Raw genomic sequence first — 23,717 nt, 5'->3', positions numbered from 1 at the left:
TTGATAAATATTTGTTAATTAAAAAACCATAAAAGCCCTAATAAAAAGCTCGATTTCATATCTTTAACCCCAAAATCATTCTGCAAAACCATGAATAAAAATATAATTATTGCCAGCACTTCCACGCTTCACGGAGGTGATTATCTAGAATATTTATTGCCCGAATTGCGCCTTCATTTCAAGCATTGCAAAAAGATATTATTTATACCCTTTGCCAGACCTGGCGGAATTTCACACGAAGAATACACGGCAAAAGTCGCAACGGCTTTCGCCAAAATAAATATAAAAGTAAAAGGAATTCACGAATTCGAAGATTTCTCGACAGCCGTTTCCAATGCGGAAGGAATTTTTACCGGTGGCGGCAACACCTTTTTATTGGTATCCCAATTGTACAAAAACAAGATTATGACCATCCTTGCCGAAACGGTCAAAAGAGGAACTCCTTATTTGGGAACAAGTGCCGGCAGCAACATTTGTGGACTGACGATGCAAACCACGAATGACATGCCCATCATTTATCCACCCAGTTTTATTACCTTGGGATTGGTTCCCTTCAATTTGAATCCACATTATCTTGATCCCGACACGACATCAACACATATGGGAGAAACCCGTGAAGCCAGAATAACCGAGTTTCACGCTTTCAACAATGTTCCCGTTTTAGGATTAAGAGAAGGTAGTTGGCTGGAGGTAAAAGGAGACCAAACAACTTTGAAAGGCACACTGCAGGCTCGCCTTTTTATGCCAAATCAAACTCCTGTGGAAATTGAAAGCGGAACAGACTTGAGTTATTTAAAATAAAAATCCCCACAAACATAAAGTTTATGAGGATTCTGTTATTACAATAACTGCAATCTAAATTCTTAATTCTGCAATCTGAATTTTAAGCATTCGCCGTCGCAGCTTCTTTGTCAATTTTTCCAATCAATCCTGCCAATACTTTTCCAGGACCTACTTCAGTGAACAAAGTGGCTCCATCAGCAATCATTTGTTGTACCGATTGCGTCCATTTTACAGGAGCTGTCAATTGTATAATCAAGTTTTTCTTGATTTCGTCAGCATCAGAAACGGCAGATGCCGTCACGTTTTGATACACTGGACAAATAGGCGTCGAAAATGTAGTCGCTTCAATAGCTGCGGCCAATTCCTCTCTTGCCGGCTCCATCATTGGCGAATGAAATGCTCCTCCAACAGGCAACAATAAAGCACGTTTTGCTCCCGCTGCTTTCATCGCTTCGCAGGCTTTTTCCACAGCTGTAGTTTCGCCTGAAATCACCAATTGACCAGGACAGTTATAATTAGCTGCAACCACGATTCCGTCAATCGAAGCACAAACTTCTTCAACGATATTGTCGGCTAATCCCAAAACTGCCGCCATTGTGGAAGGTTTAATTTCACAGGCTTTTTGCATTGCCAGCGCCCGTTGCGAAACCAATTTCAATCCGTCTTCAAATGACAAAGCACCATTGGCAACCAATGCGGAGAATTCACCCAAAGAGTGTCCTGCCACCATTTCCGGTTTGAAATCTTCCAAGGTTTTAGCCAAAATAACCGAGTGCAAGAAAACAGCTGGTTGCGTAACTTTGGTTTCTTTCAATTCTTCGGCCGTGCCTTCAAACATGATATCCGTGATGCGGAAACCCAATATTTCATTCGCTTTTTCGAAAAGTGATTTTGCCAATTCTGAATTCTCATATAAGTCTTTGCCCATTCCCGTGAATTGTGCGCCCTGACCTGGAAATACGTATGCCTTCATATTTTTTAATTTAAAGATTGAATGATTTAAAGATTAAATCGGGATGCAAAAATACTATTTTTTTTAGGAGCAGCAATTTTTTGCTATCAAGAACAGTCGTCCTGCTGTCATTCCAATTCCCGATTCAGAAAAACTACGGCAAAAAGCCTTGTTTTTACGAATCGGGAGATTTTCCCTTCCATCAGGGCTAAAGAAAATATTTTGGTTTCCATAAAATACAAAACCAACTTTCCATTAAGCCAATTGCCCAAATCCGTTGTAGTGGCTGTTATGGGCAGGCTTATTATATCACTCGCTGTAGCTTATTTTTAATTTTCACAATTGCACAAAGTATAATTCCGCTTATTAATGATTCGATGACGAAATATAAAAAGTATGGTTCTGGGTCAACTGGGTCAGCGGTTTTGTCGTCGGCCATAAAAATAAAAGCTATGAGACTAAATAGAAAGATAATTGATAGTATTGAAAATAATATTTGTGTCAATCTGGTCTTTGCCCTTAATAAAAAAACTAACAATAAAATAGAGAGGCTAAAATTGACAATCCAGTTTGTTGTGCCAAATTTTGAATAATTGTCATTAAAGATGATTTTGTTAAAATAGGATAAAAGTCCTCCGTCAAAAGTCAATATTATTATTTGCAGTACTGGAACGAAACAAGAGATAAGAAACGTCCCACTGACAATCAACGGTATTAAGAGAGGGGTTTTAAATGTCTGCATTCAGTTATGATAAATTAGAATATTGTCGATTTTAAAACATAGATGTGTCGCTAAGCTTGCCCATAACGTCTTGGCACTACAGCGGGTTTGGAACTAAATTAAGCCCTATTTTCGGATTTGCCAAATCATTCCAAATACAAAACTATTTTTCCATTAAGCCAAATGCCCAAATCCGTAGTAGTGGCTGTTAGTGGCTGTTCTTATTATATATAATATTCTTTAATATTGGTGTTGGATTTGGCGGTGGTGGTGCTGGAACAATATTTTTGTTATTCCAAAAGTGTATATATTCTTTTGTTTTGATAAATTTTAATTCGTTTTCAAATTTTTCAAACCAATTACGAAATGATCTAATTTCTGAAGGTCCAATTTTTTCGTTAATAGAAATGAATTCAGGTTTTTTATTTCTGCATATTATCAAAACTTGTGAATTTTCATCATCAATATTTTGTGCTATGTAATTAGGTTTGTATTTTTCAAAATTTAGTTTATTAATTCTTTTTATTAGAGAATCTTTAACTTGTTTATTTAGAATTGCAATATAATATTCATCAGGTTTTTTGGAAAATCTTTTTTGTAAATACAAAGTATCATTTCCGCTAAATTTTAAAGAATTAGTTTCTTTTAAATTCAAGTTTACATAAATAAAGTCTTTGAAGTTTGGTGTTAAATCTTTAGTTTCTTTATTGCAGGAAAAAAAGATAAAAATTGACATAGTAATAACTAATCTCTTCATTTAATTATTTTCGTTTGGTTGTCCAATAGCCGCCAACGTTCTGGCACTACAGCGGGTTTGGGACTAAATTAAGCCCTATTTTCGGATTTGCCAAATCATTCCAAATACAAAACCATTTTTTCATTAAGCCAAATGCCCAAATCCGTTGTAGTGGCTGTTAGCAACAGTATATATATATTTACCAAGATTTTCCGTCAAACATTTTTTTATTTTTAAAATCCCAGTCTGTGAAAAATCCAGCTACTAAATTTGAATGTTTTCGTTTTATTTCTTCTACAATTTCAGGTTTAAAACTTCCTGTAATATCAAACCTTTCCAAACTCTCAATTTCAAGAATTTTAAATATTGAGTTTTTATCTTCTAATGATGTTGTACTTAAATCTAAATGCTTTAGGTTTTTGAGTTTAACAAATTGTTCGATTGTCTTTATTTTTAGATTTTTTGGCCCCCAACAGTAACCATTCAAAGAAAGGCCGATTAAACTTTCTATTTTTTCAACTATTTCATAATTTTCAATTTTAAAACAATTCTCAATTCTAAGTTGTTTTAATTTGATTTTTTCAAGTATAGATATATTGGTTAGTTTAGTGAAACTATCGATTTCTAATCTATTTAAGTTCTTTATATTTTCAAGTTGGGTTAGGTCTATTACTTTCGATGTATCTATAATTAATTCTTCCAAATTTGGTATTTCACATATGATATTAAACATATCTTGATTAATACCAAACGTAATTTTTAATCTTTTAACTTTGTCAAGTTTCGGAAAAAGATTTGTCCATTTCGAATTAATTTCGACTTTATCTTTTGATTTTAATGTGTTATATAAAAATGATAAACTTTGAATATGAATATTTTCACTATTTATTTTTGCATTATCAAATTGTTGAAGTTTGACATAGTTAGTTTCAAAATCTTTGCCTTTGTAAAACTGACTTAATTTATATCTATCAGTTGTTTTTTCTTCGTTTGTCATATATTGTTGCTAACGTTCTGGTATTACAGCGGGTTTGGGACTAAATTAAGCCCATTCTTCGGATTTGCCAAATCATCCCAAATACAAAACCATTTTTCCATTAAGCCAATTGCCCAAATCCGTTGTAGTAGCTGTTACAGGAAGGTTTTCTTGTCAGATTTGATTAATTAATACCTTGATTCTTTATTAAATTCAGCCTTTTGCCATTTGTCAAATTCATAATAAAAATATCCAAACCAAATAATCATTCCTATTATCAACAAGACTATTCTTTGTTTAAATTTCAAAGTATAATTTTCTAGTTTTAATTCGTAAAGAACTCTCCATTGTCGCATGAGTATAAAAGGAGAAACAGCAACAATAAAAATCATTTCAAAAACATTATACTTTTCAAGTTCGTTTGACTTTCTTTTGCGTTCTATATTTTCATTCTCAATATCAATTTCTTCGAATATTTTTTCAAAATAATCATCTTGTTGTTTTTCTGAAATATTCCTCTTTTTTAATTCAGATTTGGCTTGATTAATTGCGTCTAGTTGCCAAACTCTAGTTGACGAGTTTGCAATTTCAATTAATTCGTCAGTTCGTCTTTCAGATATTTTCGGATAATATTCAGGCATTTTAAATGAAGATGTTTTTTGTTATGCTTTCGTTTTAAACTTTCCTGTAACTCGTTTATATGTGTGACAAAATCACACAAAGCCACCCAATTTCGGGTAGATATGTGTGACAAACGTCACACAATATTTAATTTCAAATATATTGATTTTTTCTTACAAATCATAAAAATAACTTTTAAGTTGTTGCAAACTTTTAGTACTTAAGCGCGTGTATATTTCGGTGGTTTATTCGCTCGGATTCAGAAATCAAATGAAGGAGTTTGGAGTGTATATGGAGACTCTCCGAGAGTATATCGAGATACTCAAAGTGTATATCGAGACTCTCTGAAAGTATATCGAGATGCTCAGAGTGTTTATGTAGATACTCAGAGTGTATATGGAAACCCTCTGAAAGCATCTCGAGATGTTTGGAGTGTATATGGAAACTCTCCGAGAGTATATCGAGAGATTTAGCTTTATTTTGTGTAAACTCAAACAGATTAGCTCCATAATAAAAGCCTCCCTAGGGAGGCTTGAATTCAAAAAAAAATAACTAACTAAGTTGTCGGTTCTTGTCTTGGTTTTTTGGCGAATCGCTGTTTCAAGTCGTCATAAATAGGGCCTGCCGAAGGAACCCCTTTAGAAGCGGCTTCTTTTATCTGTCCGTAATACAGTAATGCTTCCTGAAAAGCCTCACCTCCTGCCAACATCATGGTATCCTCGACATTGCGGGACAATTGTGTGGCAAGATTGGTAATTGGCGTAAGCTGGCTCACCACGGTAGCATCGGCGACAAATTCCACAGCATTCATATAGCTCGGAACAAATTGCGGATTAGTCACCACATACTCTCTGGTTTTTATCACCGTAGCCACGCTTTTGTCACCCATTTTAAGGATTGAATGACGTTCATCAGGAGTTAAGGCCCGTAAGTAAGGCTCAAGCAAATTTTTGCATTCCTGCAAATTCGTTAGCACAGCGGCGATAGTTTCATCGGGAATACTGATACTCAATTGGTTTTGTGTACTCATAAAATTGTTTTGGTTTATATTAATAAGTATAAAATTACATTTTTTCACATCATAAAAAAATAAAACAGCAGTTTTGTTTAAAAAAAACAAATCATTAACTTCTGAAAATCAATAGATTTGGTCAAAAAATAACAATTTCAACGACTACACTTCCCATCCTTTGGAGGGGTGTCCGAAGGACGGGGTGGTTCATATAATGTTTTTAACAAAAAAGTCAATGCTAACTCTCGGATCACGAATTACATCAAACCTATTCGGCTTTTCTAAATCGGGAGATTTTCCCTTCCATCAGGGCTAAAGAAAATATTTTTGTTTTCATAAAATATTAAATCATAAAAACGAGTTGTAACTTATTTTAAATCAATTTATAAGCGGTTTATTTTGTATATTTGAGAGTGCTTCTTATGTAAAAAGGAGCGTTTCCCACACCCAAAAAACATTTACTTATTCTGTAATTTAAAAAATAAATTTATGAAGGTTTCTGTTATTCGAAAAAATGTAAAATTTTTACCTGATTCCAGCAGGGTGGTTGCCAGGTATTTTATGAATGGAGAAGAACGAACTAAAGAATTGATTGGACGCATATTGATGATGAGCAATCTCGAGGTCCATAATACTTTAGAACAAATAAACAGGGAGTTTGCCAGGCGTCACCGTAATATTTCGGCTTTATTTTGTAAGCATTTCGACAAAGCCAAGCATATAATCAAACACATGCAAATCAATGAAGCCGATTTGTCGGAGGAAAGAAAAATGCTTATTGGCTCCTATCTCACAATGGAATATTCCATTGAATCGTCTGCTTTTTTCAACCCATCGATGGTGGAAGATTTTGACCAGTCGGGTTTGGGAAAAGGAGAAAAACGGGTGGTTATTTCCTTCCGTGCCACAGGAGAAGGACACGTTTCGTCCATTGTGTTCAGAAGAGGAATTATTGACAAAGACAATAATCTGAGGATGATGCGAATTGGCGACAGTATTGAAAAAGCGGAGGTTTTACATAAAATGATGTATAACAAAAAGCGAATTCTGTCCAAATTGACAGAAATGCACACACTCGATATTTATTCTTCCATAATGCTTGATTTACCGGATTTATTTGAGTATTCAGTGTTTAAAGATTTGCTGAAGAAAGAATTGGCCAATCCAAATATTAGTAAAGAAAAAAAAGAAGCTTACGATGAAGTCCTTTGGCTGATGAATTCCTTTTATGACATACAATTCAAGCACGATTCGGATATTTCCGAGCGTGTTATATTTCCAATATCCGATGCGGAGAGCCGAGGAATTGAAGATGCACGTTTTGTTCGTTTTGTCGATGACGATGGCTCTGAAAGCATAATGGGAACTTATACCGCCTATAACGGACATGCCATTCTTCCAAAATTAATTACCACCGAAGATTTTTACACGTTTCGGGTGATGCCTTTATACGGTGAAGGATCATTGGGTAAAGGAATGGCTTTGTTTCCCAAGAAAATCAATGGCAAATACGCCATGCTCGGTAGAATGGATGGGGTCAATAATTATTTGATGTATTCCCTAAAATCAAACGAATGGAAAAATCCACAACTTATCCAGAAGCCCGAATATCCTTGGGAATTTACCCAAGTTGGAAATTGCGGTTCTCCCTTATGGACAGAACAAGGATGGTTAGTAATCACACACGGTGTTGGAGCGATGCGACGTTATTGCATAGGCGCTTCATTGTTTGATTTAGAGGATCCATCCAAGGAAATCGGAAGACTTCCTGAACCTCTGCTTACTCCATTAGAGGAAGAGCGTGAAGGTTATGTGCCGAACGTGGTGTATTCCTGCGGTTCGATAATCCACAATAACAGTCTTATATTGCCTTATGCGGTTTCCGATTATTCCTCTACTTATGCCGTGGTGGATTTGACAGAATTACTGGAAGCTTTAATGGATAGTAAATAAAAAAACTATCAAGAACAAAAAAAGAAACCCTTGCTTTTAAAGCAAGGGTTTGTATAAAAATTGAATAAAAAGTGTAATTATAGTTTTATCAATTGCAATTCGATGTTCAATTTAACTTCTTCACCCACTAAAACGCCACCTGTTTCCAAAGCCGAATTCCAGTTTAATCCCCAGTCTTTACGGTTTATCTTGCCGGAAATATTCAATCCTGCTTTGGTATTTCCCCAAGGATCTTTCATCAACCCGCTGAATTCAGCAGGGAATTTTACTGATTTGGTTACGTCTTTAATACTCAAATCTCCGGTCAATTCGTAATCATCTCCATCTTTGTTAAAAGAGGATGCTTTGAAAGTTAGTTTTGGGTGGTTTTCTGCGTCAAAAAAGTCGCCGCTTTTCAAGTGGTTGTCTCTGTCGGTATTGTTGGTGTTGATGGAATCGATGTTTGCCGAGAATTCGAAACTTGCATTTTCGAAGTTGTCGTCTTCAGTTGCGATTGTTGCATCGTAAGCTCCAAATTTTCCTGAAACGTTGGTAAACATCATGTGTTTTACTTTAAAACCAATTTCTGAGTGTGTCGGGTCAATTGCCCATTTTGTAGTTGCCATAATTTTATTTTTAAATTGTTATATCATTTTGATAAGGCAAATTTACGGCGACACTACCGATGGAACACTTAACCTAGATTAAGAACGAAAAAAACCGGAAAACTAAATTAGTTCTCCGGTTTTTCTAAATGAATGAATTTTATGTTTTACTCGTTTTTGTAGAACGTCAAAGCTCCCGAAGGACATTTTTGCACGGTTTCGATGATCTTGTCTGTGGAAGAAGCATCGATTTTTATCCAAGGTTGTTCCTTTGGATGAAAAACGTCGGGATTGTTTCTAACGCAATTTTCGGAATGAATGCATTTCCCGGATTGCCATACCACGGTTACTTCGCCGTTGGTATATTCTTTTTTAATATCTTTTGGATCCATAATTAAATAGTGGTATTGATTACTACTTTGTTCTTTAATACTTTAGAAATCGGACATTTATCAGCAATGATTAATAGCCTGTTTTTGATGTCTTCTTCAATAGTCCCAGCAAAACTGATCGTTCGACTAATAGTGGTTGTCAATTCCGAATCGTTTTCCTGGGTCAAATTTAAGGAAATATTTATTTCTGGAATATCCCAGCCTTTCCTGTCGATATACATTCGCAAAGTAGATAAAGTACAACCTGCCAAAGAAGCCAAAAGCGTAGAAAAAGGATCAGGTCCCAAATCGTTTCCGCCAACACTTTCGGGTTCATCCATCAGTAATTTGCCGTTACGCCAAGAAATGGTGCATAAATATTTTTGCGTTCCAATTGTTCCTGTAATATCATTTTCCAAAAGATTTTCCATACTTCAATTTTAAAACTAATAATTACAGAACGTCCCTGAATTCCGGAGTTTTGTCGAACACTTTTTTGGCAAAAGGACAAAGCAGAATGATTTTAATATTCTTTTCTCTGGCAAATTCCACGGCTTTAGTCACCATTTTTTTGCCATAACCTTTGCCGTTATTGCCTGGGTTGACTTCGGTATGGTCGATGATAATTTTATTTGGACCCGCAAACACAAAAGTCATTTTGGCTTCTGTTTTACCATTCACTTCTATGTAAAAAAAACCGTTTTTGTCGTTTGCTTCTAATTGTACTTCTTCGTTCATAATTTTATTATTAAGTATGGAATTTGCTGTTTAGCCACGAATTCACTAATTATTTGAATTTTATAGTTCTGAAATTTCACTAATTTCAATTGACTTTATCAATATTAGTGTAATAATATTAGAGAACCATTCGTGAATTCGTGGCGAAAAAAATTATTGTTTCATTGGAATTTCCATTAATAGAAATTTTGCATCAGTTGTTGCTTTGAAATCCAATGTTTTAAAATCAGTTAAACCCAACCCATCACGAGTTTCCAATTCTTGACCGTCAACTGTCATTGTTCCTGAAATTACAAAAACATAAAGGCCGTTACCTTCTTTTTTCAATTCGTATGTTTTAGCAAATCCGGCGCTAAAATCGGCTAAATGAAACCAGGCATCTTGATGGATCCAAACTCCGGCATCATCAGGATTTGGAGACAATATTTGGGCAAAATTATTTTTCTGTTCCGTAGTGTCCAACGTGATTTGTTGGTAACGAGGTTCCACGTTTCTCACTTTTGGGAATACCCAAATCTGGAAAAGTTTGGTGCGTTGATCCGCATTTGGATTGAATTCACTGTGTTGAATTCCGGTTCCGGCACTCATCACCTGTACGTCGCCGGTTTTGATGGTTGCGTGATTGCCCATATTGTCTTTGTGGGCCAAATCTCCTTCCAACGGAATGGTAATAATTTCCATATTGTCGTGTGGGTGTGTGCCAAAACCCATTCCGGCAGCGACTGTATCGTCGTTTAAAACGCGCAATGTTCCGAATTGAATTCTATCCGGGTTGTACCAACTTGCAAAACTAAAACTGTGATAAGCATTTAGCCATCCGTGATCTGCGTGTCCTCTTGTATCTGCTTTGTGTAAAACTGTAGTTGCCATAATATATTTTTTTTGTGATTATTGTTATACAAATTTACGTCCGAAGGAAGCAAAAGACACTTAACCTAGATTAAGAAATTATTTCCGCAACATTTTGCTTTTCATTTTGCTGAAAAACTCCGGAGTCACGCCCAGATAGGAGGCAATTTGTTTTTGGGGAACTTTTTGAATTAAGTCCTGATATTTGTTGCAAAACTTTTCGAAACGTTCTTCGGCGGTTAAACTCAAATTATCCATCAACCTTTCCTGATGCGCCACCAATGAATTCTCGGTTAGAATTCTGAAGAAGCGCTCTAGTTTGGGGATTTCCTGAAACAGTACTTCCTGATTTTTTTTGGATAATAAAACAATCTCGGCATCTTCCAGCACCTGAATGAAAAGGTTTCCTGGTTTTTGTGAAAGCAGACTATACATATCGCTAATCCACCAGCCGCTGCAAGCAAAACTCAAAACGTGTTCCACTATATTGTCATTAATATTGAAACTTCGCAACACCCCCGAGTTCACAAAATAAGAATGTGTACAAATTTCGCCGGCATTGAGCAAAATGGTTTTGGCTTTGTATTGACGAATTTCGGTTTTAGACAAAAAGAGTTCCTGCTCTTGCGGAGTCAGCGTGATGTGTTTGGAGAGATTGTCCAGTATTAGCATAGAACTTTATTTTTTTTCAGGCAACAATTTAAATGAAGTGGCTTTGAAACGATTGTCTATAATTTTGCCTACAACTTCGGCTTTTCTAACCGATGCACAAAAACCATCATTGGCATGTGCATCTCCGAAAGAATCGATTGAAGCACCGTCTACAAAATAGGACTTGCCTTCGATACGAACGGCTAAATCGCAGCCGTTTCCTTTCATCTTAAATTGACACTGGCCACAAGACGCTTCCACAATTTGAGATTTGGGTTGCTCTTTTTTGTCTTGAGCATTGACTAATGCTACAGAAAACAGAAATAGTAGTGAAGCTATTTTTTTCATCTTTTAAGGTTTAATTTTTACTAAGATAGCTGTTTTTTCGATTTGCCACATTTTTTGTATGAGGAGTAAAAGTAAATTTTGAGAAGTGAAGCAAAAGTTTGGCAGTTATCTAAACCGCTTTATAACGATTATGAAATTACTATCAAGCCCACCCGAGCCTGCAAAGGCGAACAGGCGAAGCAAATTTAATAAAAAAACCGATGCCTTTTTGAAGTAAAGCATCGGTTTCTATTAAAGTATCTGTTTCAAAATAAACGCTACTAATGAAAGTGGTCTTCCTCGATTTCAAATTCGGCATCTTTCTCCCAAATTTCCATTTCGCAGGGTTTGCAATTGAATTTGAGTTTGTATTCCAATTCGCCCTGTTTCAGTACCAAAGGTTCTTTGAGTTTGGTTTCCATTGTGTCTTTGTGATACTTTGGACATTTTTCCAGTTCGTATTTGATGCAGTATTTGGTGGTCATCACACGTGATTTTCCGGGATCCCATTGCAATTCGAATGCTTTTTCAATTTCGGTTACGCCGTGACGTTCGTAGAATTTACGAGCCAGTTTATTGGAAACATTGTACATGAAATCCAGTTTGGTTTCTGGATAAGGATGTGATGTTTTGACCAATTTGTGTTCGTGACGCTTGTAATTAGCCAAACGAATCGCTGATAATTGTTCGAAAACCGTTCTTCGCATTTCGTTGATTTTGGAAATAGGAAGGAACCAGTTTTCGGAGAACATAATCGTAATTTCATCGGCAGTGTAAGGCGTGAAACCTGTTTTTGCCAAATTGATTTTGAAATTCTCTTCGATAGATTCGTTGTTTTTGGTTCTTTCTTTTGGATGAACCAAACTTACGGTGCTCACGTTTCCGTCTTCGTCGGTGGCGATGAGTTCAAAACCGGTTTCGGTTTCGGTCAACAATAAAGTCGTGCTGATTTTTCGAACAGCACTGTCTTCGCGTTCCACAATTTTGATGAAAGCAGCGTCGTTGTTGCGGTAAATGAATGTTCCGGGTTTGATTTCTTTCAGCACATTTGGATATGCCAGACCATTTTCGACTTTGTTGACATAAATTCCGTCGGCTTCGTTGTTTTCGTTGATGAAACAAAGTCCATCGCCATTGTTTAGGAGTTCGCCGTTTTCGATTTCGTAAGCGTTTCCGGTGGTTTTGATCAGTTTGCCAATGTATTGTCCTTTGGATTTTGGACTTTCCCAGGAACCAATGGCTTGGTGTCTTTCGTTGACAAAATAATCGGTATAACCACGGTTGAAACTTTTATTCAAAGCCGATTCGAACGTATAAGTGCATTTTCCGGAAGAAGCTTTTTCGTATTTACCGCTTTTGTCGTTTTCGAGGAAAGCATCCAGTTTTTGACGTAAGTAAGAAACGTTGTTTTTTACATAGACAATATCTTTCAGACGTCCTTCGATTTTAAAGGAAATTACACCCGCTTCAATCAGATTTGGAATTTGATCCGATACATCAAAATCCTTGATGGAAAGCAAGTGGCTGTTTTTGATTAAAGTATCGCCGTTACCGTCTATGAGGTTGTACGGCAAACGACAGTTTTGTGCACAAGAACCGCGGTTGGCAGAGCGTTCGCCATTGGCAACACTCATATAGCAATTCCCGCTGAAAGAAACGCAGAGCGCTCCCGTCACGAAAAATTCCAGTTCCACATCCGAAGCTTCGCTGATTTCTTTGATTTGGTGTAGGTTCAATTCACGAGCCAAAACCACACGTTTCATTCCGGCATCTTTCAGGAATTTGATTTTGTCGGCATCACGGTTGTTGGCCTGCGTGCTTGCGTGCAAAACGATAGGCGGCAACTCCATTTCCATAATCGCCATATCCTGAACAATCAGCGCATCGACACCGATGTCGTACAATTGATAAATCATCTGACGACAGGTTTCCAGTTCGTTGTCGTATAAAATGGTGTTGATAACCACAAAAACCTGAGCGTTGAATAAATGGGCATATTCCACCAGTTTCGCCACATCTTCAATAGAGTTTGTGGCATTGGAACGCGCGCCGTATAAAGGAGCTCCGATATAAACGGCATCGGCGCCACTGTTGATGGCGGCCATTCCGTGAATCAAATCTTTAGCAGGAGCGAGTATTTCTATTTTCTTTTTCATCTATGGGATGATAATTTTATAATTGCTAGACTATTAAGGTTTTAGCTTTTTGTCTTAAAGTTTGCAAAGGTCTTATAAATTATTCAAGATTTCTAATTAGGAAAGGGATTTTTTGGAAAATTGTTGTTTGTTGTAGTTTTTGTGTGAGGGATAGAAACGACATCCTTTTGTGAAGCGTTAGCGAAACAAAAGATATAGCGGATAGCCCGACCGCACTGCAACGATAGTGGAAGCGTGGACACACCCAACAAAAAAAGCCCCAAGAAAATCTTGAGGCTTTTGGCATGTAAAATTTAAAATTATTTTACGGTTACCACATTTGGCTTTGTTTGTGGTGCCATATCTGCTCCCAAATAAAAACTTGGATGTGGGGGTTGATTGTAAGCCGAATTTTGCCAAGCGATTGCAACTCTATACTGCGTATCGTGCATTAAAGTATATAGTTTATGGGTCGTCGGGATATTTGTTGTGTAAATTCTAATGGAAGTATTGTCGGATTTGCGGAATATGACTTCTTCACGCCAGTCTCCAAAAAGGTCTGCACTCAAACAAGGTGTCGATTTAGTTCCATTGTTTGACTTATAATCTGTGGCGGTGAGCAAATTGACAGTTTTTGCATTGGTGTAATCCCATTTGTCGATTCTATTTGAATTTAATAGTTCTCTGTTCAAGTCGCCATCCCACCAAATGGCGAAATTCATGGAAGGTTTTGAAGTTCCAATTTCATTTCCTTTGCAATCGTATAAATTTCCTTTGGCACCCCAACATTCATAGCCTTTATAACGAGGGTCAATATCGGCAGCAATACCTCGACCCACGTCTGTGCCTTCTCCGCTAACACCCCATAAAGGTTTTCCAGTTTTTGCATCTCTAAATTCAAGACCATAAGCTCCATACCTTGATGGAACTTCATGGCATTGCCATATTTCCTGCCCAGGACGATCGGGATCCATATCGGACATGTGCAAAGAATCACCGTGACCCAAACCATTGGCGTATAATTTTGTTCCATTGTCGTCAATTGCGCTAGTACCGTTAAATACTTCGTCTTTACCGTCACCATCAACATCACCCACGGTCATTTGGTGATTGCCTTGACCGAAAGCATCCTTGTTTTTAGAATCATTACTGTCAAAAACCCATCGTTTGGAAAGGGTGTTGTTTCGCCAATCCCAAGCCACGCGTACCAGTCTTGTATAATAACCACGTCCCATTACCAAACTTGGTTTTGAACCATCAAGATAAGCGACTGCTGCAATATAACGATCCACCCGGTTGCCGTAATTATCACCCCAATCTTTTACATCTCCACGAGCCGGCAGATAATCTGTAGAAGCCATTGCTTTACCGGTTAATCCATTAAAAACGGTTAAAAATTCAGGGCCAGACAAAATATATCCGGTAGTTTTTCCAACAGTCTCTCTATAATCTGCAGTAGCCGATCCAATAACCACTCCTGCTCCATCTACGGTCCCATCGGCTGTTTTACATGCAATTTCGGCTTTCCCATCGGAGTCTAAATCATACACCATGAATTGGGTGTAATGGGCTCCGGCACGGATGTTTTTTCCTAAGTCAATTCTCCAAAGTTTGGTTCCGTCCAAACGATAACAATCAATAATTACATTACCGGTATAACCCGTATGGGAGTTGTCGTGTGCATTGGATGGATCCCATTTTACAACTATTTCGTATTGACCATCACCGTCTACATCGCCAACACTAGAATCGCCCACGCTGTAGGTATAGTTGCGCCCATCTGGAGTGGTTCCACCTGCAGGAATTTGCATGGGAATATCTAAATATTGATTGGCCCATACTGTGGCAGTTTCTGAAGAAGGTTGTTCTATACCATTAATAATGGCACGAACAGAATAGGTTCCGTCGGCAGTGATTTCATGCGTGTAGTTGGTGGAAGTTTTAAAAGAACTTCCTTCCAATTTTTTCCCGTTGCAATACAAATTATAACTTACATCAGTGGGCTCGGTTCCCAACATTCTCCAGCCAATATAAACTTGATTGGTGTTTAATCGCATGGCAACCAAACCACGATTGAGTTTTTCAACTGTACGTTGGGCGTATGTTTGAGTAGCAATTCCAAATAAAAACAGAAGCAAAAGGACTGTTTTTTTTAAAAAAATGGCAGAAGTTTTTTGATCCATAGTCAAAGAAAAGATTGGTTATTATTTGCTAAAAATAAGTATAAAAACAAGGCGCACTATCCTGTACTGTGTTGGTGTGACTTTTTGCAATGATATTTTGCTTTTGAGATTTGTTTTTGAGATTTGTTTTTGAGATTTGTTTTTTTGAGATAATCAAAAAAAAAGCCCCAAGAAAAATCTTGAGGCTCTTGATGTTGAAATTTGCTTTATTCTTTAATCAGCTTGATGGATGATGTTCCTTTTTCTGATTTCACGGTGATAATGAAAACACCTGAAGCAGCTGATATTTGTCCTACTTCTAATTGATTTTCACCTTTCCCCGACCCCAACTCTTGTCCTAGAATGTTGTGAATTGAATAAGTGAATTTTCCTTCTGCCATAATCGTGAAAGTTTGACTTGTTGGATTTGGATAAAGAATGGCATTTGCCGAAGGTTCCTTATTTGAAAACTCATTGGTTGATAAGCTTGTTGCGATTACATTTGGTTGTGTTTGAGCAGCCATATCTACTCCCAAATAGTAACTAGGATGTGGTGGCTGATTGTAGGCCGAGTTTTGCCAAGCAATTGCCACTCTGTATTGCGTATCGTGCATCAAAGTGTATAGTTTATTGGTCGTAGGAATGTTGGTGGTATAAATCCTGATGGCAGTATTGTCTGTTTTACGGAAAATTACTTCTTCTCGCCAGTCTCCAAAAAGGTCGGCACTCAAACTAGGAGTTGCTTTGGTGGTATTGTTTGAAGAATATCCGGTTGCAGTAAGTAATCTGCTGCTATTACCTGCAAGATAATTCCATTTGTCGATGTGATTGTCGTCCAATAGTTCACGATTCAAATCGGCATCCCACCAAATAGAGAAATTTTGAGATGGTTTTGCATTGCTGATAAGGTTTCCTTTGCAATCCATTAAATAGTTTGTAGTAGTGGTAACACCTGATACCGGGTCTTTTACGCCAGCACTACCAAAACATTCATATCCTTTGTAGCGTGGATCAATATCTGCTGCATTGCAACGGCCTACATCTGTATTTGCGGGTAAGCCCCATAGAGTTGCTCCTGTTTTGGCATCCAAAAAAACAAGACCATTCGTTTTGTATTTAGCAGGTTCTTCCAGACATTGCCATATTTCTTGTCCCGGGCGGTCAGGATCCATATCACTCATATGCAAAGCATCGCCATGACCTAAAGTGTTAGCATATAATTGTGTTCCGTCATCATTAATACCGCTCGAACCGTTAAATATTTCGTCTTTACCATCGCCATCAACATCACCTACAGTCATCTGGTGATTTCCCATACCTGCATAAACTGAATTTCCTGAAGTATTGCTGTCAAAAATCCATCTTTGCGAAAGAGTATTGTTTCGCCAGTCCCAAGCCACGCGTATCAATCTGGTGTAATAGCCACGCCCCATTACTAGGCTAGGTTTTGAACCGTCAAGATAAGCGATGGCGGCAATAAAACGTTCCGAACGACCTCCGTAACTATCACCCCAAGTGGTATTGTTTACTATTCCACGCGCAGGCAAATAATTAGTGGTAGCCATTGCTTTTCCTGTTTCTCCATTAAAAACCGTCAAGAATTCAGGACCAGATATGACAGCACCATAAGGGCTTCCAGATGTAGTTGTACTACCGGTAGCGTTTCTGTAATCTACATCTTTATCACCAATAACTATCCCGATTCCGTCTACGGTTCCGTCGGCTGTTCTACAAGCCATTTCGGCTTTACCATCCGAGTCCAGGTCATACACCATAAATTGGGTATAATGGGCACCGGCACGGATGTTTTTTCCCAAGTCGATTCTCCAAAGACGTGTTCCGTCCAACCGGTAGCAATCAATATAAACATTGCCCGTAAAACCAGGCTGAGAATTGTCTTTTGAGTTGGAGGGATCCCATTTCACGAAAATTTCATATTGTCCGTCACCATCTACATCACCCACACTGCAATCATTTACGCTATAGGTGTAAGATCCGCTTACGTTGGTTCCTCCAGGGGGTATTTGCATTGCAATATCCAAATACTGGTTGGCCCATACAGTGGCTGTTTCAGAAACAGGTTCTTCAACTCCATTGATAATAGCGCGAACGGTATAGCTCCCGTCTGTAGTGGTATCGTGGGTAAAATTGGTGCTTGTCGTAAAAGGGCTTCCAGCCAGTTTTACTCCGTCACAATACAAATTATAACTTGTGTCAGTAGGATCGGTTCCCAGCATTCTCCAGCCAACATAGACTTGACTGGCGTTTAAGCGCATGGCAACCAAACCCCGATTGAGCTTTTCAACACTTCGCTGAGCGAATATTTGAGTGGTTATTCCAAATAAAAACAGAAGTAAAAGGACAGTTTTTTTAAAAAAAATGATAGTAGTTTTTTGGTTCATAGTTAATAGAAAAGGTTGGTTAGTTTTTGCTAAAAATAAGCATAAAAACAAGCCACACCATCCTGTACTGTACTGTTCTGTATCCTGAACAATAACGGTTTGTTTTTGAAGTCTTTTTTTTGAGGGAATCAAAAAAAGAGCCCCAAGAAAAATCTTGAGGCTCTTGATATTAAAAATAGAAGTCCTGCTTATAGTGCCAATGCTTCTTTGATTCTTTTTAATGCTTCTTTTAAAATATCATCGCTTGTTGCGTAAGAGAAACGGATACAATCTGGATTTCCGAAAGCGTCACCTGTTACAGTAGCAACGTTTGCTTCAGCCAAAAGATACATTGATAAATCGTTTGCATCTTTAATTTCAGTTCCTTTCAATGTTTTTCCGAAGAAAGAAGAAACGTCTGGGAAAACGTAGAAAGCACCTTCTGGAACGTTGATTTTGATTCCTGGAATTTCTTTCAACAATCCAACCACTAAATCTCTACGACTGTGGAAAGCTTGAACCATATGGTTCAATACGCTTGGGTCAGCATCTACGGCAGTAATTGTAGCGCGTTGTGCCACAGAATTTGCTCCTGAAGTTACTTGTCCTTGAATTTTCGTACACGCTTTTGCAATAAATTCCGGTGCTCCGATGTAACCAATCCTGTATCCTGTCATAGCGAAAGCTTTGGCAACTCCGTTTACGGTAACTGTTTTTTCCAACATTCCCGGAATAGATCCGATACTACAGAAAGTTCCAGAGAAATTGATGTGCTCGTAGATTTCGTCTGCAACCACAATAATGTTTGGATGATTTTCCAATACTTTAGCCAAGGCCGTTAATTCTTCTCTGCTGTAAACAGAACCTGAAGGATTGCAAGGAGAAGAGAACCACATCATTTTTGTTTTTGGTGTGATAGCCGCTTCTAGTTGTGCTGGTGTGATTTTGAAATCAGTATCTACAGAAGTTGGAACTTCTACAGGAACTCCACCTGACAATTTTACGATTTCGAAGTAAGAAACCCAGTAAGGTGCTGGTAAAATAACTTCGTCACCATCGTTTAACATTACTTGTGCAATGTTGTATAAAGATTGTTTTGCTCCTGTTGAAACCACGATTTGAGATGGTTTATAATCCAATCCGTTGTCTCTTTTGAATTTTCTGCAAATAGCATCTTTCAAGTCACCGTAACCATCAACTGGAGAATAAGTACTGTAGTTTTCATCAATGGCTTTTTTGGCAGCTTCTTTAATGAAATCTGGTGTGTTAAAATCTGGTTCACCCAAACTTAAACTGATGATATCTTTTCCTTGAGCTTTTAATTCTCTGGCTAATGCAGCCATTGCCAATGTTTGTGACGTAGCTAAATTATTAATTCTGTCTGAAAGCAAATTGTTCATTAAATGTAAATTTTGATTTATAAATCTGTTTTTAATTATGGTTTTGTTTTATTGTAAGGCGGGTTTCATCCCCAGTTCTTTTAAATGTTTGAAATGGGCGAAAACAGCAGCCGTGAATGTTTTGTATTCGTAATAAGGCAACTGACATTCTTTGGCTGTTTCCTTTACGATTTTTGCAATTTTTCCATAATGCACATGACTGATATGTGGAAAAATATGATGCTCAATTTGGTGATTTAAACCTCCCGTGTACCAGTTCACGATTTTGTTTTTTGGTGCAAAATTAACGGTGGTAAACAATTGGTGAATTGCCCAAGTATTTTCCATTTCTCCTTCTTGATTTGGAACTGGATTAGAGGCTTCATCCACTACGTGAGCCAATTGAAACACGATACTCAAGATTAATCCGGCAGTGTAATGCATTATGAAAAATCCAACCAAAACCTTCCACCAAGTGATTCCAATAACAATTGGCAAAACAATCCAGATGGCTATATAAATTACTTTTGTGATGATTAAAGTGGTCCAAAGGATTTTTGGGCTTTTTGGTTCGCCATAAGAGAGTTTTCTTTTGATGTAACTGCTCATTTGTTTGAAATCAGTGGTGATGGCCCAATTGAAAGTCAACAAACCATATAAAAACACGGCATAATATTGTTGGAATTTATGGAATTTGTGCCATTCTGCTTCCTTGGAGAAACGCATAATTCTTCCTGCTTCCAAATCTTCGTCGTGACCGATGATGTTCGTGTACGTATGATGTAAAACATTATGTTGCACTTGCCAGTTATGGACATTTCCAGCCAAAACATAAATTGTTCCACCCATAAATTTATTCACCCAACTTTTAGTCGAATACGAGCCGTGATTGGCGTCGTGCATCACGTTCATTCCAATTCCGGCCATTCCAATTCCCATGACAATGGTCAATAGTAAATGTACCCAAAAAGGCATAGGTAAAGTAAGTATCAAAAAATAGGGAACCAAAAAAACCGTAAAAAGAATTACAGTCTTCAAATGAATCTTCCAGTTACCCGTTTTTGGGATATTATTTTCTTTGAAGTAGCTGTTCACCCGAGAGTTAAGCGTTCTAAAAAACTTTAGATTGTCTTGCTTCGCAAATGTAGGGGCGACGTTGTTCATTGTTGAATTTGAATATTGTGCAAATATAATTATTATAAATTTTCAATCTGTTAAATTGAGTTAAATATTCAAAACTAAAAATTGTACTTTTGTTAAAATTTATAACAATGGACGAGATTCAAAAGTATTTTCCTTATTTAACTGATATTCAGAAAGAACAATTCAAAAAACTGGATTTTTTATACCACGATTGGAATACCAAAATCAACGTTATTTCCCGAAAAGATATTGACGAATTATACACCAAACACATTTTGCATTCTTTGGGAATTGCCAAAGTCATAAAATTCGAACCTGGAACTTATGTTTTGGACGTTGGAACTGGCGGAGGATTTCCCGGAATTCCCTTGGCGATTCTTTTCCCGGAAACCCGTTTTTACTTGATTGATGTCATTGCCAAAAAAATAAAAGTGGTTCAGGCTGTCGCCGATGCTTTGGAACTCAAAAACGTGAAAGCGGAACAGATGAGAGCCGAATTGGTGAAAGGCGATTTCGATTTTATCGTTAGTCGTGCCGTGACCAATATGCCTGATTTTGTGTCTTGGATAAAAGACAAAATCAAGAAGAAAAACAAGCACGAACTCAGAAATGGAATTCTCTATCTAAAAGGTGGTGATTTAACCGAAGAATTAAAGGATTTCCCGAAAGCTACAGAGTATAACTTGGCAGACTTTTTTGAAGATGAATTTTTCGAAACCAAGAAAGTAGTTCATTTGCCTTTGAAATTTGTGGTATAAAATTTGTGAACCATATCGAATTTTTAACTTCAAAATAATTCAAAATTAAATGATCAACAAAGTACAATCGTTTTGCTTTTTGGCGGCATTATTTTTAACAGCCAGCGTAAATGCACAAAAAACAGATACAGGAAATTGGTTCCTTTATTTCGGCAACCAAAAAATCAACAATAGATGGAATTGGCACAATGAAGTGCAGTACCGAAACTATAATTTCGCCGGAGATCTCGAGCAATTATTGTTAAGAACAGGAATTGGATACAATTTATCCGAAAACAACAACAATCTGTTATTGGGATACGCTTATGTCTATTCAGAGCCCTATATCGCTGGAACAGATAACAAAACGAATACGAACGAACACCGGATTTTTCAGCAATTTATTACCAAGCAACAATTTGGAAGAGTAAACATTCAGCATCGCTATCGCTTTGAACAACGATTTATCGAAGATGATTTCAAGATGCGGGCGCGTTATTTTCTCTCTTTGAATGTTCCAATCAACAAAAAAGAAATGGATAAAAATGCCATATATGCTTCCGCTTACAATGAAATTTTTATCAATACCGAAGGTCCAAGTTATTTTGATAGAGATCGTATTTATGGTGGTCTTGGCTATTGTTTTAATAAGAATTTCAAAGTTGAAGCGGGTTTAATGTCGCAAATTCTCCCAAATTCCAGCAGAACCCAATTTCAAATCATGTTTTTTAATAGTTTGCCTTTTTAGTTTCTTATAAAAAATTAAAAACAAAACCCACAAGAACTCAAATAACCTGATTCTTGTGGGTTTTTAAATATCGTACTTCGTATATCTAACCTCGTACCTTGAAAACTATTCTCCCAAAAATGGATATCTATAATCTTCAGGAGTTACAAAAGTTTCCTTGATGGTTCTTGGCGAAGCCCAACGCAACAAGTTCAATGCCGAACCCGCTTTGTCGTTGGTTCCGGAAGCCCTGGCACCACCAAAAGGCTGCATTCCCACAACAGCTCCTGTAGGCTTGTCGTTGATGTAGAAATTTCCGGCAGCGTTTTGCAAAGCAATTGTCGCTTCCTCGATGGCATAACGGTCTTGGCTAAAGACAGCTCCAGTCAGGGCATATTCAGAAGTACTGTCAACCAGCTTTAAAGTGGATTTCCATTGATCGTCTTCGTAAACGAAAAGCGTCAGGATTGGTCCAAACAATTCGGTTTCCATCGTAACATAATGTGGATTTGTGGTCACGATTATGGTTGGTTCAACAAAATAACCAACAGATTTGTCATAATTTCCACCAACGATAATTTCGGCATCCACATCTTTTTTGGCTTGGTCTATGAATCTTGCCAATTTATCGAAAGAACCCTCGTGAATCACGGCGGTGATGAAATTACCAAAATCTTCCGGCGAACCCATTTTCATTGATTTCACGTCAACAATCAATTGTTTTTTGAGTTCAGTCCACATACTTTTAGGGACATAAGCTCTTGAAGCGGCAGAACATTTTTGACCTTGAAATTCGAAAGCACCACGAACAATTCCGGTGGCAACTTGTTTCACGTTGGCACTTGGATGTGCCAAAACGAAATCTTTTCCACCCGTTTCGCCCACAATTCTTGGATAGGTTTTATAGTGGTGAATGTTGGTTCCAATTTTTGCCCAAATATCCTTGAATACATGGGTGGAACCCGTAAAATGAACTCCGGCGAAATCACGGCTTGCCAAAACGGTGTCGGTAATCATTAAGGCATCCCCAAAAACCACGTTGATTACACCGTCAGGAAGTCCGGCTTCCTTGAAGATGTCGATGATAATTTTGGCAGAAAAAACTTGGCTGTCACTGGGTTTCCAAATCACGACATTCCCCATCATGGCAGCACTAGCCGGAAGATTTCCTGCAATGGCCGTAAAGTTGAAAGGCGTAATGGCATACACAAAACCTTCCAGAGGACGGTATTCCAGTCTATTCCAAACATCGGAAGTTGATTTGGGTTGGTCACCGTAGATTTGCGTCATAAACTCCACGTTGTAACGCAAGAAATCTATGAATTCGCAGGCAGCATCAATTTCGGCCTGGTAAATATTTTTGGATTGCGCAATCATTGTTGCGGCATTTATTTTGGCTCTGTAAGGTCCTGCAATTAATTCGGCAGCTTTCAGAAAAATCGCGGCTCGTTGTTCCCAAGCCATATTGGCCCATTTTGCTTTGGAATCCAATGCATTGGCAATGGCTTTTTCGATATGTACTTTTTCGGCAAGATGATAGACTCCTACAACGTGTTTGTGGTCGTGTGGCGCAGTCATATTTCTGGTGTTCCCGGTCCTGATTTCCTCACTTCCTATGTATAGGGGAACGTCTGTTTTTTCATTCCACATTTGTTTGTAAGCAGCCAGAACAGCAGCTTTTTCCGGAGAATTCGGCGCATACGATTTTACGGGCTCGTTTACGGCTTTTGGCGTATTGAAAAATCCTTTGAGCATATCTTTTTTATTTTGAGAATTATA

At 37.7% G+C, this 23,717-nt stretch carries 22 protein-coding genes; 4 read left to right on the top strand and 18 right to left on the bottom strand.

Annotation, left to right across the window (positions count from 1 at the left end; genetic code table 11):
• Window positions 1–90: 90 nt before the first annotated feature.
• Window positions 91–801: a dipeptidase PepE gene (gene pepE, locus BUC16_RS05260; protein ID WP_073368459.1), complete on the top strand. Its 711-nt coding sequence runs from the start codon at window positions 91–93 to the stop codon at window positions 799–801.
• Between the two features lie 82 nt (window positions 802–883).
• On the opposite strand, the gene fabD is transcribed toward pepE, so the two are convergent.
• From fabD to BUC16_RS05230, 5 genes are all read right to left on the bottom strand, one after another.
• Window positions 884–1,756: an ACP S-malonyltransferase gene (fabD, locus tag BUC16_RS05255; protein WP_073368458.1), complete on the bottom strand. Its 873-nt coding sequence runs from the start codon at window positions 1,754–1,756 to the stop codon at window positions 884–886.
• A gap of 908 nt (window positions 1,757–2,664) precedes the next feature.
• On the bottom strand, window positions 2,665–3,213 hold the full coding sequence (locus tag BUC16_RS05245; RefSeq protein WP_141226082.1) for a hypothetical protein: 549 nt from the start codon (window positions 3,211–3,213) through the stop codon (window positions 2,665–2,667).
• Between the two features lie 178 nt (window positions 3,214–3,391).
• On the bottom strand, window positions 3,392–4,189 hold the full coding sequence (locus tag BUC16_RS05240; RefSeq protein ID WP_073368452.1) for a hypothetical protein: 798 nt from the start codon (window positions 4,187–4,189) through the stop codon (window positions 3,392–3,394).
• Between the two features lie 167 nt (window positions 4,190–4,356).
• On the bottom strand, window positions 4,357–4,809 hold the full coding sequence (locus tag BUC16_RS05235; RefSeq protein WP_073368450.1) for a hypothetical protein: 453 nt from the start codon (window positions 4,807–4,809) through the stop codon (window positions 4,357–4,359).
• A gap of 536 nt (window positions 4,810–5,345) precedes the next feature.
• Window positions 5,346–5,819 (bottom strand): hypothetical protein, encoded by a 474-nt coding sequence (locus BUC16_RS05230; protein ID WP_073368754.1) that lies wholly within the window; start codon window positions 5,817–5,819, stop codon window positions 5,346–5,348.
• 471 nt (window positions 5,820–6,290) lie between these two features.
• Between BUC16_RS05230 and BUC16_RS05225 the strand changes: the two genes are divergently transcribed.
• A complete protein-coding gene (locus BUC16_RS05225; protein WP_073368449.1) occupies window positions 6,291–7,754 on the top strand; it encodes a glycoside hydrolase family 130 protein in 1,464 nt (487 codons plus the stop codon).
• 77 nt (window positions 7,755–7,831) lie between these two features.
• Here BUC16_RS05225 and BUC16_RS05220 read toward each other — a convergent pair whose 3' ends face one another.
• The 12 genes from BUC16_RS05220 to BUC16_RS05165 form a co-directional block, all read right to left on the bottom strand.
• The gene (locus BUC16_RS05220) at window positions 7,832–8,359 is read right to left on the bottom strand and encodes a YceI family protein (protein ID WP_073368447.1); all 528 of its coding nucleotides are present in this window, start codon (window positions 8,357–8,359) and stop codon (window positions 7,832–7,834) included.
• Window positions 8,360–8,505: 146 nt separating this feature from the next.
• Entirely contained in the window at window positions 8,506–8,730 is a 225-nt protein-coding gene (locus BUC16_RS05215) for a (4Fe-4S)-binding protein (RefSeq protein ID WP_073368446.1), read from the bottom strand.
• Window positions 8,731–8,732: 2 nt separating this feature from the next.
• Entirely contained in the window at window positions 8,733–9,140 is a 408-nt protein-coding gene (locus tag BUC16_RS05210) for an OsmC family protein (RefSeq protein WP_073368444.1), read from the bottom strand.
• Window positions 9,141–9,162: 22 nt separating this feature from the next.
• A complete protein-coding gene (locus BUC16_RS05205; RefSeq protein ID WP_073368443.1) occupies window positions 9,163–9,447 on the bottom strand; it encodes a GNAT family N-acetyltransferase in 285 nt (94 codons plus the stop codon).
• A gap of 153 nt (window positions 9,448–9,600) precedes the next feature.
• On the bottom strand, window positions 9,601–10,317 hold the full coding sequence (locus tag BUC16_RS05200) for a pirin family protein (RefSeq protein ID WP_073368441.1): 717 nt from the start codon (window positions 10,315–10,317) through the stop codon (window positions 9,601–9,603).
• A gap of 78 nt (window positions 10,318–10,395) precedes the next feature.
• The gene (locus BUC16_RS05195; protein WP_073368440.1) at window positions 10,396–10,968 is read right to left on the bottom strand and encodes a Crp/Fnr family transcriptional regulator; all 573 of its coding nucleotides are present in this window, start codon (window positions 10,966–10,968) and stop codon (window positions 10,396–10,398) included.
• 6 nt (window positions 10,969–10,974) lie between these two features.
• Entirely contained in the window at window positions 10,975–11,295 is a 321-nt protein-coding gene (locus tag BUC16_RS05190; protein ID WP_073368438.1) for a DUF6370 family protein, read from the bottom strand.
• A 260-nt stretch (window positions 11,296–11,555) separates the two neighbouring features.
• Window positions 11,556–13,430 carry a peptidase U32 family protein gene (locus BUC16_RS05185; RefSeq protein ID WP_073368437.1) on the bottom strand — a complete coding sequence of 625 codons (1,875 nt, stop codon included), beginning with the start codon at window positions 13,428–13,430 and terminating at the stop codon, window positions 11,556–11,558.
• Between the two features lie 299 nt (window positions 13,431–13,729).
• On the bottom strand, window positions 13,730–15,547 hold the full coding sequence (locus BUC16_RS05180) for a rhamnogalacturonan lyase (RefSeq protein ID WP_317614986.1): 1,818 nt from the start codon (window positions 15,545–15,547) through the stop codon (window positions 13,730–13,732).
• Between the two features lie 251 nt (window positions 15,548–15,798).
• A complete protein-coding gene (locus BUC16_RS05175; protein ID WP_073368434.1) occupies window positions 15,799–17,973 on the bottom strand; it encodes a rhamnogalacturonan lyase family protein in 2,175 nt (724 codons plus the stop codon).
• Window positions 17,974–18,161: 188 nt separating this feature from the next.
• A complete protein-coding gene (locus BUC16_RS05170) occupies window positions 18,162–19,352 on the bottom strand; it encodes a pyridoxal phosphate-dependent aminotransferase (protein ID WP_073368432.1) in 1,191 nt (396 codons plus the stop codon).
• A 48-nt stretch (window positions 19,353–19,400) separates the two neighbouring features.
• A complete protein-coding gene (locus tag BUC16_RS05165) occupies window positions 19,401–20,495 on the bottom strand; it encodes a fatty acid desaturase family protein (protein ID WP_073368431.1) in 1,095 nt (364 codons plus the stop codon).
• A gap of 107 nt (window positions 20,496–20,602) precedes the next feature.
• On the opposite strand from BUC16_RS05165, the gene rsmG reads away from it, so the two are divergent.
• The gene (rsmG, locus tag BUC16_RS05160; RefSeq protein WP_073368429.1) at window positions 20,603–21,232 is read left to right on the top strand and encodes a 16S rRNA (guanine(527)-N(7))-methyltransferase RsmG; all 630 of its coding nucleotides are present in this window, start codon (window positions 20,603–20,605) and stop codon (window positions 21,230–21,232) included.
• Between the two features lie 49 nt (window positions 21,233–21,281).
• A complete protein-coding gene (locus BUC16_RS05155; protein ID WP_084546095.1) occupies window positions 21,282–21,959 on the top strand; it encodes a DUF2490 domain-containing protein in 678 nt (225 codons plus the stop codon).
• Window positions 21,960–22,064: 105 nt separating this feature from the next.
• On the opposite strand, the gene pruA is transcribed toward BUC16_RS05155, so the two are convergent.
• Window positions 22,065–23,693, bottom strand: a complete 1,629-nt coding sequence (gene pruA / locus BUC16_RS05150) for an L-glutamate gamma-semialdehyde dehydrogenase (RefSeq protein ID WP_073368428.1) — start codon at window positions 23,691–23,693, stop codon at window positions 22,065–22,067.
• Window positions 23,694–23,717 lie beyond the last annotated feature (24 nt).

This window comes from Flavobacterium fluvii, assembly GCF_900129545.1.
Lineage (GTDB): Bacteria > Bacteroidota > Bacteroidia > Flavobacteriales > Flavobacteriaceae > Flavobacterium > Flavobacterium fluvii.
Note: the sequence above shows the minus strand (reverse complement) of the source record. Positions and strands in the feature narration are given on the sequence as shown.

Coding starts and splice junctions, on each gene's coding strand:
- BUC16_RS05185 (WP_073368437.1), bottom strand. CDS start 13,430: ATGAAAAAGAAAATAGAAATACTCGCTCCTGCTAAAGATTTGATTCAC.
- BUC16_RS05175 (WP_073368434.1), bottom strand. CDS start 17,973: ATGAACCAAAAAACTACTATCATTTTTTTTAAAAAAACTGTCCTTTTA.
- BUC16_RS05235 (WP_073368450.1), bottom strand. CDS start 4,809: ATGCCTGAATATTATCCGAAAATATCTGAAAGACGAACTGACGAATTA.
- BUC16_RS05215 (WP_073368446.1), bottom strand. CDS start 8,730: ATGGATCCAAAAGATATTAAAAAAGAATATACCAACGGCGAAGTAACC.
- fabD (WP_073368458.1), bottom strand. CDS start 1,756: ATGAAGGCATACGTATTTCCAGGTCAGGGCGCACAATTCACGGGAATG.
- BUC16_RS05210 (WP_073368444.1), bottom strand. CDS start 9,140: ATGGAAAATCTTTTGGAAAATGATATTACAGGAACAATTGGAACGCAA.
- BUC16_RS05230 (WP_073368754.1), bottom strand. CDS start 5,819: ATGAGTACACAAAACCAATTGAGTATCAGTATTCCCGATGAAACTATC.
- BUC16_RS05245 (WP_141226082.1), bottom strand. CDS start 3,213: ATGAAGAGATTAGTTATTACTATGTCAATTTTTATCTTTTTTTCCTGC.
- BUC16_RS05205 (WP_073368443.1), bottom strand. CDS start 9,447: ATGAACGAAGAAGTACAATTAGAAGCAAACGACAAAAACGGTTTTTTT.
- BUC16_RS05240 (WP_073368452.1), bottom strand. CDS start 4,189: ATGACAAACGAAGAAAAAACAACTGATAGATATAAATTAAGTCAGTTT.
- BUC16_RS05165 (WP_073368431.1), bottom strand. CDS start 20,495: ATGAACAACGTCGCCCCTACATTTGCGAAGCAAGACAATCTAAAGTTT.
- BUC16_RS05190 (WP_073368438.1), bottom strand. CDS start 11,295: ATGAAAAAAATAGCTTCACTACTATTTCTGTTTTCTGTAGCATTAGTC.
- rsmG (WP_073368429.1), top strand. CDS start 20,603: ATGGACGAGATTCAAAAGTATTTTCCTTATTTAACTGATATTCAGAAA.
- pruA (WP_073368428.1), bottom strand. CDS start 23,693: ATGCTCAAAGGATTTTTCAATACGCCAAAAGCCGTAAACGAGCCCGTA.
- BUC16_RS05155 (WP_084546095.1), top strand. CDS start 21,282: ATGATCAACAAAGTACAATCGTTTTGCTTTTTGGCGGCATTATTTTTA.
- pepE (WP_073368459.1), top strand. CDS start 91: ATGAATAAAAATATAATTATTGCCAGCACTTCCACGCTTCACGGAGGT.
- BUC16_RS05200 (WP_073368441.1), bottom strand. CDS start 10,317: ATGGCAACTACAGTTTTACACAAAGCAGATACAAGAGGACACGCAGAT.
- BUC16_RS05195 (WP_073368440.1), bottom strand. CDS start 10,968: ATGCTAATACTGGACAATCTCTCCAAACACATCACGCTGACTCCGCAA.
- BUC16_RS05220 (WP_073368447.1), bottom strand. CDS start 8,359: ATGGCAACTACAAAATGGGCAATTGACCCGACACACTCAGAAATTGGT.
- BUC16_RS05225 (WP_073368449.1), top strand. CDS start 6,291: ATGAAGGTTTCTGTTATTCGAAAAAATGTAAAATTTTTACCTGATTCC.
- BUC16_RS05170 (WP_073368432.1), bottom strand. CDS start 19,352: ATGAACAATTTGCTTTCAGACAGAATTAATAATTTAGCTACGTCACAA.